The organism is Streptomyces sp. NPDC048600, from assembly GCF_055587025.1.
Genome location: NZ_JBVJGZ010000007.1, coordinates 339180 through 353377, shown reverse-complemented (window position 1 = coordinate 353377; position 14198 = coordinate 339180). Strand labels below are relative to the sequence as shown.

The following is a 14198-nucleotide window of genomic DNA, read 5'->3' as shown; positions in this document are numbered from 1 at the left end:
CCCCCCCCCCCCCCCCCCCCCCCCCCCCCCCCCCCCCCCCCCCCCCCCCCCCCCCCCCCCCCCCCCCCCCCCCCCCCCCCCCCCCCCCCCCCGCGCTCGCCCTGCTCGCCGCAGCAGGCTGCGCGGGCGGCGGCGATGATGCGGGCGACCGGACCCGCCCGGCGGCGGCCGCCACCAGCAGTGCCGGGGCCGGCGGTCAGGCCCGGCGCGAGACGCAGGCGGAGCCGTTGGCGGTGATCGAGGGGCAGCATCAGATGCTGCTGACCGCCACCGGCGCGGAGCGTGATCCGGGCGGGTTCCTCACCGTGCGCGGCACGCTCGCCAACCAGGGGACGGAGACGCTGTAGGTCCCGGCGGGGCTGCGCGGCAACGAGAGCGAGGTGCTGCGCAACGGGCAGTCCCTGGGCGGGGCCACCCTGGTCGACTACCGCGAACGCAAGCGCTACTACGTCCTGCGGGACACCGACGGCCGGCCGCTGACCACCACCAGCGTCGACTACCTGAAAGCCGGCGAGAGCATCCGGGTGTTCATGCAGTTCCCCCAGTCACCCGACACCACCCGTGAAGTGGGCTTCCAGCTACCGCAGTTCGACACCGCCACCATCAGGATCACCCGGTGACCCCCAGAGCACGGGCCGCCCGCCGTGCGGCACCGGCGGTCACCGCCGCCGCTCTGGCCGCCCTCACCGGCGCCATACCCGCGGCGGCAGCCGCCCCCTCCCCCGGCCCAGACGCCGCTCGCGGCGCGCAGGGCGTCAAGGTGATCGACGTCGACGATCCCGACCTGGCGCTGCGGGAGGGTGCCCGTCTGGCCAGGCCGAAGGTCCTCGCCCTCGACTCGCCCCAGCTGTCCATCGACCGGTACGTCGAGACGGTCCCGCCCGGACAGGCACCCTCCCCGCAGCCCCGCCCACCCGCCTCGCGGACACCGGCCGCCGACCCCACCCGCCGGCCCGGCAGCAACGGCGACGCGCCGCCCGCGCCGGACCCCAACAGCACCACAGGCGCACCCGCGCGTGAGACACCCACGGCCTCCACCGATGGCCCGGCCGCTCCAGGCTGGCGGGCGCCGTTCGTGCTGGTCGGCGGTGGGTGCCTGGCCGCGGCGGCCGTCCTGGCAGGCCTCGCCCTGCACCGCGCCCGCCGGGACCGCACCCCCAGCGCAGTACGACGGTCCGCGGCCGGCGCATCCGCTCCCGCTCTCCTCGGCAGCCGACTGCCGGGCGGCCGCGGCCGTGCCGGCGGGCCCCCGTCCCTCGAACGCCTGGACGCGGCCCTGCGCACCCTTGCCCATCACTGCGGGCAGAGTGGCCGGCCGCTGCCCGAGCTGCGGGCGGCGCGAATCAGCACCGACACCATCGAGATCCTCCCCGGCACCCCGGGAACAGTCCCGCAGGCGCCGTTCGAATCCGGGCCCGACGAGTGGTGGTCCCTGACCGCCGCCAGCAGCGACCTGCTGAGCGGCCCGGCCTCCGACACCGTCACGGCGCCCTACCCCGCCCTGACCTCTCTCGGCACCACCACGGACGGCAGCCTGCTGCTGCTCAACCTCGCACAGTACGGCGTCATCCTCCTCAACGGCGACGACGACCACGTCCTGACCGTGTGCCGCTCCCTCGTCCTGGAACAGGCACTCAGCCCCTGGACCGGAACAGCCCGCCTGATCACCCTCGGCTTCGGCCAGGACCTGCCCCCGCTGCTTCCACCCGCCCGACTGACCCCGGTCGGCGAACCCGGCGACGCGGTACGCGAGGTGAGCGAACACCTGCTGGAGGCAGGCCAGTTGCCCGCATCAGCGCACCGGCCCTGCCTGCTGATCTCCGCCCATCCCCTGGACGCGGACACAGCCGCCACCCTGGCAGGACTTATGAACGCGCCCGGCCGGGCGCCCGTCACCGTCATCGCCCCCGCCCAGAGCGTCAGCCCCGCCCCCGACCACACCATCACCCTGGAGGCCGCGACGAAGGACGGCCAGCTCTTCGAACCCACCGACTGTGACGTGCGGCTGCAGCGCATCGACGGCGACGCCTACCAGGAGGTCATCCGGACCCTGCAGGCATACGCCCCCGGCGACGGCGACCGCAGCGAACCGACCCCAGCCCAAGCGCACCTCTCCGGCCTCACACCGGCACCACCCGGCGCCGAAACGCGCGGTGGCAGCTGCGGCCCTGCGGGCAGCAGCGCCACTGATCCGTCACAACACCCCGACGGTGAAGGCACGGACGGCGGCGGAAGGGCCGACGGAGTATTCCCGGCGCTGGCCGCCGCGGCCTCCGCCACCCGCACGTCCCGCCCCCAACCGCGCCGTTCCCCCGCCCGGCCTCCGGGACCCGACGGCGATGTCCCTGCCGCACAGCCGGGCGGGACAAACGACCGCCACGCGCCCGAGATCCGGGTCCTGGGCCCCCTCGAGGTCGACCGTGTCCCCGACACCGGGCACGGACCCCGCGCAGCCCAGCTCGCCGCCCTGCTCTACTTCCACCCCCACCACAGCGCCGACGCCCTGTGTACGGCGATGGACCCGCACCAGTCGTGGGGTGTCAGCACCCTCAACGCCCGCCTCAACGGCCTGCGACGCTTCCTCGGCGACGCCCCCGACGGCACCCCTTACGTCCCCCGCCGCCGACACGGCGATGACCCCTACCAGATCAGCCCCCGCATCCGCTGCGACTGGAGCCTGTTCCGGCGCTACACCCACGATGCGCACAGCCGGGGCCCGGACGCGCTGCCCGACCTCGAACACGCCCTCGCCCTCGTCCGCGGACGCCCCTTCGGCGACCGCCCGCCCGCCTGGGCCGAACCCCTCCAACAGCAGATGACCACAGCCATCACCGACATCGCCTGCCTCATCGCCACCCACCGCAGCACCCCCGGCCCCCGCCAGGACCTGACCGCCGCACGCCACGCCATCACCACCGCCCTCGACACCGGCCACCACAGCGAACGCCTCTACCGGGCCTGGATGACCACCGAACGCCACACCGGCAACCACACGGGACTGCGCGCCGTCATCGAGCGCCTGCAGACCCGCAGCCACCAGCTCGGCATCGCCCTCGAACCCGAAACCGAACAGCTGATCCAGCAACTCCACGCCCCCAGCCACCCCTGACCACCCGCCCCATGACCACCACACCACCCACCGCCCGCGGTGCGCCCGCATCCAGGCGGCACCCAACCCGGCGCCCCCAGCGGCCCCAGCACACGGGCGCGGCACGTGGCATGAGGGCACGTGCTGCGCCACCCACCGCTGGCAGCGAACGCACCCCGATCCACTCGGCCGGACCGGTGCGGGCGGCGCCTGCCCCTCTCACCTCGGTGCAGCGCACCCTGGCCGGTCTGGTCGTCCTCGGCACGATCGGGGTGGCGGGAATCGGTTTCGCGGGGTCGTACGCGGCCGTGCGCGAGCTGGCCGTGAAGAAGGGCTTCGGGGACTTCTCCTACGTCTTCCCGATCGGCATCGACGCCGGCATCTGCGTCCTGCTCGCCTTCGACCTGCTGCTCACCTGGATCCGTATCCCGTTCCCGCTGCTGCGGCAGACGGCCTGGGTGCTGACCGCCGCGACGATCGCCTTCAACGGCGCCACCGCCTGGCCCGACCCGCTCGGCACCGCCATGCACGCGGTGATCCCGGTCCTGTTCGTCATCTCCGTCGAGGCCGCCCGGCACGCCATCGGCCGCATCGCCGACATCACCGCCGACAAGCACATGGAGGGCGTGCGCCTCACCCGCTGGCTGCTCAGCCCGGTACCCACCTTCCTCCTGTGGCGCCGCATGAAACTGTGGGAGCTGCGCTCCTACGACCAGGTCATCAAGCTCGAACAGGAACGCCTCGTCTACCAGGCCCGCCTGCGCTCCCGCTACGGCCGCTCCTGGCGCCGCAAGGCCCCCGTCGAGTCCCTGATGCCGCTGCGCCTGGCCCGCTACGGCGTCCCCCTCGCCGAGACCGCCCCCGCCGGCCTCGCAGGGCCCGCCGCAGTGGGCATCGAACCGGCGGCCGTCCCTCAACGCCCGCAGCGGCCCCAGCCCTTCGTGTACCCCTCCTCCACCACCCCGGCGTCCGTCACCAGACTGGGAGACGAACCGGCTGTCGCGCGCGGCACCACGCCCCGCCCGGACCCGCCGCCGGCCGCGCACCCACAACAGCGCATCCACCGACGGGAACAGACCCTCGCCAGTGCGATCCAGGACGAACTCACCACGGCCCCCCGGCAGGACAGGACCGGCGAGCGGGAGCCGCCCACCGAAGGGAGCGCGGCCGCCAGCCACACGCACTCCGACGATCCCCCTCCGCAGCAAGGCCAACCGAGACCAGCCAGCCCGCGGGACCAGGTCGCCGCCCTGCCAGCACGCAACTTCCCCGCGAGCGACGCAGCCGGTGGCGCACCACCGGAAGCGGGCACTGCCCGCACGCATTCCTCGCTCACCACGGTCGACCGCTACTACCTCGCGTGGAACAAGTACCGGGCCGAGCACGGTGAGGAACCCAGCGCCGAACGGCTCTCCGCCATTCTTTCGGACCAGGGCCTGCGCAGCCGCGCCGGCGGCAAACCGGTAAGCCCCTCCACCCTGCGCCGCTACCTCCTGCCCTTCCGCAACTACCACCTCTGGGCCGGGCAGCGAAAAGGCGGCCCGGCACCGTCGCCGGACGCGATAGCCCGACGATGCGCTGTCCAGGGCATCACCGCGCAGCATCAAAAGCCCCTCAGCGCCGACTTCGAACGCCGCTGGCAGGCACTGTCCGTGTACGGGGCCGCGAGACCCATCACACCGCCAGGCAGCGACTGCTCCACCCACGTCCCGGCCGAGTGATCTCTCCCCGACGCCTGTGATCGACACCTCGCGCCACGGGCCCGACCGACCGGGGCACCACAGCGGCCCCGCGCGGGCGGAAGAAACGCCATCCCAGCTGCCCGATCCTTCGATGAGCGTACCCGCGACAGCAGGCGCGTGCGCCGATTCCCCCATCGGCGCGCAGCCCATCACGTGGCACGTTTCGACTCGGAAGCTTCCCGCAAGCGGGGTCGGGTGACATCGTGCCGAACGCCGTCGTGGACGCGCACGTCGACGCAGGTGACGGGTAGCACGAGCAGGAGGGTGACAATCTCGCGGCCAACGTCCTCGGCGATGTCCCCGTCCGGGCGCAGGAACACCCGCAGCAGGCCAAAGCGACTGACGATACCCGTCACGGGGACGAATAGGGGGCGTCGATCGATCCGGTGGTAGCCTCACGGCGAAGGCGCGCAGGTGCCAGCCCCGGACGAGATGTGCGCCGTACCCGGCCTGCCAGGACGACGCACTCAGGAGGCGTCATGGCCGCAGACACATCCTTCATCGACTTTGACAGCCCGGTCCCGCTCCCCCGCGAGCTGGACGTCCGCTGGATCCACGGCTCACCGTCGTCCAAGCACAACACCGACCCGGACATCCAGGTCCACGCGTACGACGAGCACACGGTCATACTGCGGCAGAACATGGCCATCGACTACGAAGCGCCGTTCCTGTTCCTGCTGTTCGGCAACACGCAAGCGGTGCTGATCGACACCGGCGCCACCGCGTCCCCCGAGTTCTTCCCCCTGCGCCGAGCGGTCGACGAGCTCATCGACGGCTGGCTCACCCGCCACCCCCGACAGGACTACCACCTGCTCGTGCTGCACACCCACGGCCACGGCGACCACATCGCGGGCGACAGCCAGTTCACCGACCGCCACGACACAACCGTGATCGACGCGGACCTCGCCACCGCCTGGAAGTACTTCGGATTCGACGAGGACCCCACCGCCATCGCAAAGGTCGATCTGGGAGGCCGTACCCTCCAGTGCCTGGCCACTCCCGGACACCACGAGGCAGCGGTCACGTTCTACGACCCGTGGACCGGGATCCTGCTCACCGGCGACACGGTCTACCCCGGTCGGCTCTACGTCCAGGACTGGTCCGCCTTCGCCCGGACCATCGACCGCCTGATCGAGTTCTGCCGCCACCGACCGGTCACCCATGTCCTGGGCTGCCACATCGAGATGACCACCGAACCGGGCGTGGACTACCCGGTCCGCACCACCCACCAGCCCCACGAACCCCCGCTGCAGATGACCACCGGCCACCTGCACGAAATCCGCGCCGCACTCAGCGAGATCGGCGACCAACCCCGCCGACTCGCCTGCCCTCTCTTCATCATCTGCCCCAACCACTGAACCGCCCCGGGGAACATCGCCGGCCCGGTCGCAGAGAAAGCGGAGATCGCCCGACCCACGACCCGCGTGACCCGGTTCGCCGCCCACTGAACACGACGAACCAGCAGACCACCCGCGGTGCGAATAAGATCGCCGAGCCGAAGTGGTCCATTTCCGGACCCAGGTCGACGACCCTGGCGCGAACGCCCAGCCGGGGCCAGGCCGACGGCACAGGCGCGAGCGTTGCCGAGGGGTACGTCGGTGACGGCACCCGCCGCGTAGAGCCGCACCAGTGCGGCGGGGCCCCAGCCGCAGACCCCGTCGTCCGCCTCCAGCACCGTGCGCAGCACCCCGCGCGGGGCACCGGCCCTCCGGGCCCACTCAGGGCGTGTGGAAAAAACGGCGACCAGGGTGTCGGGCCTTCCACCAAGGCCGGGTGGCTAGCGTTTTCGCAGGTCACGCGAGGAGCGTTGAAGGGGCCTCTACGCGACGCAACGAAGCTCGTTGGTACAGGCAGCCGTCCAAGACAGCTTGTCCCGAATGAGCTGCGTTGCCCGGTCATCGTGTCCTGCCGCCGTCATCGGCGGACATCACCCGTTCGGTGACTGTGGCCGTGGGGCGGTTCGCGCCCGGCCATCTGGGAGAACTGACGGCGAGCATGCCGTTCGAGTTGGTCGATGCGGTCTTGTCGGAGACTCGGACCGTGCAGCGCCGGCTGCGCGATCTGCCTTCGCGGGTCGGCGTCTACTTCCTGCTGGCGATGTGTCTGTTCCCCGAGATCGGCTACCGGCTGGTGTGGGACAAACTGACGGTCGGCCTGTCGGGGATGCCGGTTGTCCGCCCGGGCACGACGGCGCTGCGTGATCTGCGCCGAAGGGTCGGCAGCGTGCCGGTGCGGGTGTTGTTCGAGGTGATGGCCGGTTTGTTGGCCCGTCCGACCACGCCGGGGGTGCGGTTCGGTCCGTACCGGACGGTGTCGTTCGACGGCTGCAGTTCGCTCAAGGTGCCGGACAGCGAGCGCAACCGGGGCTGGCTGGGGCGGTGCCCGCACGGCGGGTTTCCCCAGGTCGAGCTGATGACGCTGGTCGAGACCGGCACCCGGTCCGTGATCGCGGCGGTCTTCGGCCCCACCCGGGAGGGCGAGACCTCCTACGCCACCAGGCTGTTGCACCATCTGGATCCCGGGATGCCGGTGCTGTGGGACCGGGCTTCGACAGCAACGGCTTCTTCAGCGCCGTGCACGCTACCGGCGCACAGCTCCTGGGCCGCATCCGCCGGCGCCGCCGCCCACCGGTCCTCCAGCCGCTCGCCGACTCCTCCTACCTCTCGGTCATCGGCGGCGTCCCGGTGCGCATCATCGAGGCCCAGGTGAGCATCACGTGCACCGACGGCAGCACCTTCGAGGGCTCCTACCGCTTGGTGACCACGCTCCTGGACGCCCGCCGCTACCCCGCCGACCGCCTCGTGCACCTGTATCACGAGCGCTGGGAGCACGAGAGCGCCTACTACGCGCTGCGCCACACCATCCTGCACGGACGCGTCCTGCGCTCGCACGATCCGGCGGGCGTCGAGCAGGAGATGTGGGCCCTGCTCAACCTCTACCAGCTCCTGCGCCGCACCATGGTCCAGGCGGCGGGGTCCCAGCCGGGCACCGATCCCGACCGCTGCGGCTTCACTATCGCCCTCCAAACAGCCCGCGACCTGCTGGTAGGTGCGCAAGGCATCTTCGAGCAGGGCATCGGAGAGATCGGCCGACGGCTCCTGTCGGCGCTGTCGCCCGCACGGCGGGCCCGCGTCAGCACCCGCAAGGTGAAGTCCCCCCACCTCCCGTTACGCGGAACGGAAAATGGGCGGCCGCCCTCACAGCAGCAAGAGCGTGACCTCGACGGCGATCACTCTCCCGCCGCCGGTGCCGGAGCCCGCACTGCCCACGACCACGGTCCCAGTACGTCGGCCCCGGCCAGACCAGCACCCGCATGACACGCTTCCTGACCATCCTGCAGGCAGAACCCCAACGGCTATGGCACTCACGGGAGATCGGCGAGCTCCTCGGCGACGTCACTCTCGTTGCCACCTACCGACAACTCGCCCGCTGGACCGAGAAGGGAATGATCAAGAGGGTCCGCACAGGACGTTACGCGGCAATCGCACAGGAAACGGCACCCCTTGCGTGACCTGCGAAAACGCTAACTACCCGGCCTTGGGGGCACCTCCCGCGCACCGGACAGGGAACAGGAACATCCCGGGTCCGAGCCGAAGGCCGGACTATCTCGCCACCGCCACATCCTCGATGACCAACGCCGACAACCCTGAAAACACCGTTTCCACAAGCGTGTTTGCGTCATGCACGCTCAATGATCACAGGCGAGTACTCACCGTCACCACTGACTACGGAACAGACCCATTCACTGTACGGATCCCCGGCACGGCATCCCCGATTGTCGACAGGCTGGGTCTCGCCGACCAAGGCTGTGGCACCGTACTCGCCCCACGTTCGGGTGAGAGCCGCAGTCGGAGGGAACCGCTCCGCCTTCCCGTCGGCTCCTGAATGCCGTCAGTGGTTGCGGCGGCCGTGAGATGGGGGAGCGCGATGCCCGGTCTTCTTCCTGGCGATCCGGCGCGGGTGGGTGTCTACCGCATTGCGGGCCGCCTGGGTTCCGGCGGGCAGGGTGTGGTGTACGAGGCGTACGGGCCGACCGGTGAACGCGTGGCTGTGAAGGTGCCTTCTCCAAGAGTGCTCGAGGTACCCGGTGCCCGGACGCGCTTGGCCAAGGAGGTTGCGGCGGCACAGCGGGTGGCATCGTTTTGCACCGCGCGCATCCTGGACGCCGACACGGCGACTGAGCAGCCGTACCTGGTCAGTGAGTTCGTCCCCGGTCTGACGCTGCAGGAGAGCGTGCGTAAGCACGGCCCGTATCGAGACGAGGACCTGGTGCGGTTGGCGATGGGATTGGCGACGGCGGTTGCGGCCATCCACGGGGCGAAGGTGATGCACCGTGACCTCAAACCCTCCAACGTCCTGATAGGTCCCGACGGGCCACGTGTGATCGACTTCGGGCTGGCTCGCTCGGAGGACATGACCCACACGGACGGGCTGGTCGGTGGCACGCTCGGCTACATGGCGCCCGAGGTGCTGTCCGGTAACCCGCCGATGCCCGCTTCGGACATGTTCGCCTGGGGCGCCGTGGTGTTGTTCGCGGCCACCGGTCGGCATCCGTTCGGTGGCGCGAATGATGCAGAGATCATTTATCGCACGATGGAGCATCGGCCCGACACGGGCACGCTGCCAGGACTACTGGCCGAGCTGGTCGAGAGGGCTCTGGAGCGGGAGAACCCCGCACGGCGGCCCACAGCCCACACCGTCCTGACCCGACTCCTCGGCCTCGGCCATGAGGAAGGTCCTGAAGCCGTGAGTCTGCTCTCGGCCGGGCAGAAGGCCGCATCGGTGATGCATGCCGGTGTCGACGATCTATTGGCACACCGGGGTCTCGCGGAGCGGGCGGAGGCGGCTCATGGCGCGCTCTCGCGTGCTGCTCAGCTCCGAACCCGCGAAGTGCTGTTGCGGTTCGTCGTCGCAGGGACGGCATCGGACGGCACGCAGGACGACATCCGTATCGTCGACGAGGACGAATTCTTCGCCGACAGGGCCGTTGAGGAACGCGAGGTTTTCCAGGAGGTGCTCGACGCCTTTCAGGCAGAGCAGGTGCTGGAGCGGGCGGGAAAGAACTGGCGGCTGCCAAGCGTGGCTTTGTGTGCCGCCTGGCCCAGGATGCAAGAGTGGCTCGCTCACGATCGACAACAAGTACGCCGAGCACGTGACTTGGGCGACGCGGCTGCTGCCTGGCGCCGCGACGGGCGTCGTTCGGACGATCTCCTGCGCGGCGACGGCCTGCGCGACCATGCGAACGCCTACGCCGACGCGCCGGCGTACCTCCGGCCCACGCCCGCGGAGCTGCGTTTCCTGACGGCGTCACAACAGGCGGAGATGCAGCGAATCGTGCGTAAGCGATGGCGGCTGGCGTGGATAAGCGTGCTGGTCGCTCTTGCGACCGTGGCGGGGGCGTTTGCCGTCTATCAGATGCAGATCAGCCAGGCACGAGAAGAGCAGGATGCGGCTCGTACGGCCGCGGCCATCGCCGAGAGCGTTCGCGTCAGCGATCCGGAGACGGCGATGCTGCTGAGCGCGGCGGCGTCGGAGATCGCGGACGTCGACGACACTCGGGCGGCGCTGTACAACTCCCTGGACCACGGGGTGGATCAGATCGCGGACAACCCTGTGCCCGTGCCGGAGACGCGCCCCATGCTGGGTTACACCGACCAGCTGTTGGGCCATGGACGTCTGGCCACCGTTGTCGAGGGAGAGGCGGCGGAAGTCTGGGACTTGGGTGCGCGGAAGCGCCTCGGATATGCGCCGCTGCCCGGTAACACTGGTGAGACCTCGATGTCCGCGCTGTTCTCCGTGCACGGTGACAAAGTTGTCGCGCCCATGGGCGTCGACGGGGGCGCGCAGTTGGTCGGCCTGACGGCGAGCGAACCAGAACGCGGTCCGCTCCTCCTCAAGGGACAAACTGTCGGAGTACGCAGTCTCTCTCACGACGCCGGACGGGCTGTTTTGTCTGGCGTCGAGGAAGCCGGTATCCGGCAGACTGTGGTCAACACGGTGACGGGCTCGATCCTGTGGTCCCGGCTTGTCGACTACGACTCCGACCCCGTGCTGTCACCCGATGGCAAGACCCTGGCCGTCTGCACCGTCGGCGAGCCGGTCCGGCTGGTGGACTTGCACACAAAGACGAGCCGGTCGCTGCTCGGCCCATCCGACTCTTTCGACACCAAGTGCGCCGACGAAACACAGTTGGTGTTCTCCGCCGACGGCAGCCACCTGGTGAGCTCCTTCGAGTCGCTGCATGCGACGGTGTGGCAGACACATGAATTTCGCGCTCAAAGCGAGGTCTCCTTGCCAGTGGAGGAGGAGCCGGGTCAGTGGGCGGCGAACAGCGATGCCACACTCGTCGCGGCAGCTGTGCGCGGGCGGGTCCTTCTCTGGCAGAGAAAGGGCGACACGTACTTGGAGGCGGCCCGTTTCCCCACGGGCAGCCTCGACGCAGGCTCGCAGTCGGCGGGTGAGGTGCGGGCCCTTGCCTTTGACTCTTCCCGTCCGCGACTTAGGTTCGTCGAGGACGACCGCAGGGTCCGATCGGTCGACCTGTCCTGGCTGACCGACCCACGTGAAGCCGACGAAGGGCGAGGTGCGCTGTTCGCCCCAGATGCAGGGGCTGTGGTGCATCACTCGGTCCACGGCGACTCACTGACGCTCACCAACTCAACGCATCGGCACCGACTCGCCACGGCGGGCTCACCACTGGTCTCCCTCGTGGACACTTCGGTGGGGGCCTTCTCCGCGGACAGCAAGCACTACGGACACATCATCACTGCCAAGGACAAATCTTTGCGCCTGCAGATCTGGTCGACGGACAATGGACGCAGCCAGGACCGCCCACTTCACCTGTCAGGCACCGACGAACCAGAAGGCATCGCGTTCTCACCTGACGGCACGCGCGTCGCCGTCTCTCGGCTCGACACCGACGACTACAAACAGCGGAGTGTCGAACTCTGGGACTGGAAGCGAGGAAGACGCCTGGCTGTCTTCCCCGACACAGGCGCACCACGCATCGCCTTTTCCCCGGACGGCAGCCTACTGATCAGCTCCGCTGGCGACCGTATTGACCTGGTGTCGCAGAAGACGCAGCGTCACGTGTGGGGACAAGCCGGCATACGTGACATCGCCTTCAGCCCCGACGGAAGCACCCTGGCCCTGTCCACCGACCGCGGCAGCATCGACCTCTGGGACAGAACCGTCACACGCCGCATCGGTGCCATTCCTCCGATCGGCAACACGGACACCCCCGTAACCGGTCTGCAATTCTCCCCTGACAACGAACTGTTGGCCGGTGTGGACGACACCGGCATCCGGCTCTGGGACGTAAAGGACTCCCGCCGTCTCGGCGGCCCCCTTCGGTTGGCTGGAGGTCAGGGCACGGCGGTCGGCTTCGACCAGGACGGTCGCCTGCACGTCGCCTCCACGCTCAAGCGAAACCAGACCGTCGACCTCGAACCGGAAGCCGTCGTCAAGGACATCTGCCGACGTGTGGACAGAGATCTGACGGACAAGGAGTGGGACCGCTACCTGCCGCACCGCACTCCTCACCCGATCTGCCCTTCACCGTCCTGAGAATGCTCCCGGTCGAACTCCCGATGGGACCTACACCCGCCCCTTACGAGGCCACCCGGCCCTACGACTGGTCTCCTACTCGTCATCCGCAGAAGTCCACCGTGGGCTCCGACGGGACTGTAAAGAAAACGGCCCTGTCTCACTTTCGGTGGTCACCCAGGGTGACTGTTGTCCGAGGAGGATGCGGTGGCGGAGCAGAGCGAAGCCTGCTCGTCCGTGCATCTGGCGCGCGATGCGCTTGGTCTTGGTGTTGACACCCTCGGTGGGGCCGTTGCTGTATGGAAGCGTGAATGCGGCGTTGACGGCGTCGCGGTCTCGCTCCAACCCGCGCGTGAAGGCGTGCAGGTGAGGCAGGTCGGCGTCACAGACCTGGGTGACCCAGCGTGTGAGCGCGTCGGCGTTGTCGGCGTGAGGCGTGAGGAGCGGGGCGAAGTCCCGCACAGTTGTTGCCAGTTGGGTCATTTCGGCGCAGGCGGCGGTCAGTTGGGCCAGGAGCTCGTGTTGCTGGGTTTTGAGGTTGTCGGGCCTGGTCAGCAGCATCCGGGCGAGTCTGCGCGGGGAGATGTGGCTGCGGTCGGCGTCTGCGCGGCCCTGGTTGATGTACTTGTGTAGGAGGTTGAGGCGGCCGGTGAAGCCGAGCGCCTTGATCTCTTCGAAGAGGTGCTTGACGGGGACGCCGGGGTCTTCGGCCCGGCGATTACGCAGGTGCTGGCGGTAAGGATCGACCAGGCTGGCCCGGTACTTGGGGACGCGGAGCATGCGCTCGGGCTGGTCGGCTCGCGCGTAGCAATTGACGGTGTTCAGAGCCAGTTGCAGGCGGCGGGCGCATTCGAGCAGGCCCACGCCCTGGTCGAGCAGGCCGTGGACCTGGTGCCAGCGTTCCAGGGTGGTCTGGGCGCGGGGCCCGTCGTAGATCGGCGCCTCCAGCACTGCGGCCCAGCAGGTGCTGTGTGCCTTCACCTCGCTGAGGGCGCCTTCGCACAGGTTGTGCCACAGGTGCCACCGGTCGGCGACCTGAACCGCTTCGGGCAGTGCGCGGCGGATGGCCTCGGCGTATGTGGTCGAGCCGTCGCGGCACACGACCTCGACGCCCGGATGCCCGCGCAGCCAGGCTTCCAGCGTGCCGGCCGTGCGGTCGGGCAGTACGTCGATCCGCTCATGGGTCTCGGCGTCGATCACCAAGGTGGCATAGCGGTGCCGTCGGCGCAGGGCGAAGTCGTCGACACCGATCACGCGGGGCACGCGCCCGGCGGGCAACGGAATGGCACCAGGACGCGCAGGGCCGTGTGACGGGACAGGCCCGCCGCGAGTATGACCAGCAGACGTGATCCCGCCCGGCCCGCTAACTCCTTGACCACGGCCTTGACCTGCCTGGTCAGACGGGCCGTGCGTCTCTGGTAACGCTCCAGCACGCGGGGCACCTGCTCGCGGAAGGTGTGCCGACAACCGTGCGTGGGACACACCAGACGCCGCACCCGCACGCGAACCACCACCCGGCGCTCGTCGACCGGAACGTCGGCCACCGTCCGCCAGTGATAGCCGTGCACTCGTCCCGACGCCACCCCGCACACCGGGCAGGCCGCGGTCTCTCGCCGCGTCCGGGCCCGCACCACAATCCGCTCGCCATCGTCAACCACATCGTCCATGACCAGTGGCGACAGACCTGAAAACACCATCTGCACAAGCTCGTTGACATTCATCACGCAAAGTCAACGAGTCCCTCAACGCTCCGTTACCACCGAAAGTGAGACAGGGCCAAGAAAACGGTGTAACTCCGATCATGGAAGAGTGCACCTGTGACC

The 14198-nt window shown here is 69.6% G+C and carries 8 protein-coding genes, 1 pseudogene and 1 riboswitch; of the genes and pseudogenes, 7 read left to right on the top strand and 2 right to left on the bottom strand.

Annotation, left to right across the window (positions count from 1 at the left end; translation table 11 throughout):
- Positions 1-380 precede the first annotated feature (380 nt).
- From ACZ6SQ_RS13040 to ACZ6SQ_RS13030, 3 genes are all read left to right on the top strand, one after another.
- Positions 381-620 carry a hypothetical protein gene (locus ACZ6SQ_RS13040; protein WP_469560241.1) on the top strand — a complete coding sequence of 80 codons (240 nt, stop codon included), beginning with the start codon at positions 381-383 and terminating at the stop codon, positions 618-620.
- Positions 617-3109 (top strand): AfsR/SARP family transcriptional regulator, encoded by a 2493-nt coding sequence (locus ACZ6SQ_RS13035; protein ID WP_469560238.1) that lies wholly within the window; start codon positions 617-619, stop codon positions 3107-3109. Before ACZ6SQ_RS13040 ends, ACZ6SQ_RS13035 begins: the two co-directional genes overlap by 4 nt.
- A gap of 206 nt (positions 3110-3315) precedes the next feature.
- A complete protein-coding gene (locus tag ACZ6SQ_RS13030; RefSeq protein WP_469560235.1) occupies positions 3316-4809 on the top strand; it encodes a DUF2637 domain-containing protein in 1494 nt (497 codons plus the stop codon).
- Between the two features lie 170 nt (positions 4810-4979).
- On the opposite strand, the gene ACZ6SQ_RS13025 is transcribed toward ACZ6SQ_RS13030, so the two are convergent.
- Entirely contained in the window at positions 4980-5186 is a 207-nt protein-coding gene (locus ACZ6SQ_RS13025) for a hypothetical protein (RefSeq protein WP_469560232.1), read from the bottom strand.
- A 44-nt stretch (positions 5187-5230) separates the two neighbouring features.
- Positions 5231-5298: riboswitch (guanidine-III (ykkC-III) riboswitch) on the top strand.
- 11 nt (positions 5299-5309) lie between these two features.
- Between ACZ6SQ_RS13025 and ACZ6SQ_RS13020 the strand changes: the two genes are divergently transcribed.
- From ACZ6SQ_RS13020 to ACZ6SQ_RS13005, 4 genes are all read left to right on the top strand, one after another.
- Positions 5310-6188 (top strand): MBL fold metallo-hydrolase, encoded by an 879-nt coding sequence (locus ACZ6SQ_RS13020; protein ID WP_469560229.1) that lies wholly within the window; start codon positions 5310-5312, stop codon positions 6186-6188.
- Between the two features lie 580 nt (positions 6189-6768).
- Entirely contained in the window at positions 6769-7539 is a 771-nt protein-coding gene (locus tag ACZ6SQ_RS13015; protein WP_469560226.1) for a transposase domain-containing protein, read from the top strand.
- On the top strand, positions 7536-8147 hold the full coding sequence (locus ACZ6SQ_RS13010; protein WP_469560223.1) for a hypothetical protein: 612 nt from the start codon (positions 7536-7538) through the stop codon (positions 8145-8147). Before ACZ6SQ_RS13015 ends, ACZ6SQ_RS13010 begins: the two co-directional genes overlap by 4 nt.
- Positions 8148-8757: 610 nt before the next feature.
- Positions 8758-12396 carry a WD40 repeat domain-containing serine/threonine protein kinase gene (locus tag ACZ6SQ_RS13005; protein WP_469560221.1) on the top strand — a complete coding sequence of 1213 codons (3639 nt, stop codon included), beginning with the start codon at positions 8758-8760 and terminating at the stop codon, positions 12394-12396.
- A 171-nt stretch (positions 12397-12567) separates the two neighbouring features.
- Here ACZ6SQ_RS13005 and ACZ6SQ_RS13000 read toward each other — a convergent pair.
- Positions 12568-14096: pseudogene (locus tag ACZ6SQ_RS13000) on the bottom strand (ISL3 family transposase); the annotation flags it as partial.
- Positions 14097-14198 lie beyond the last annotated feature (102 nt).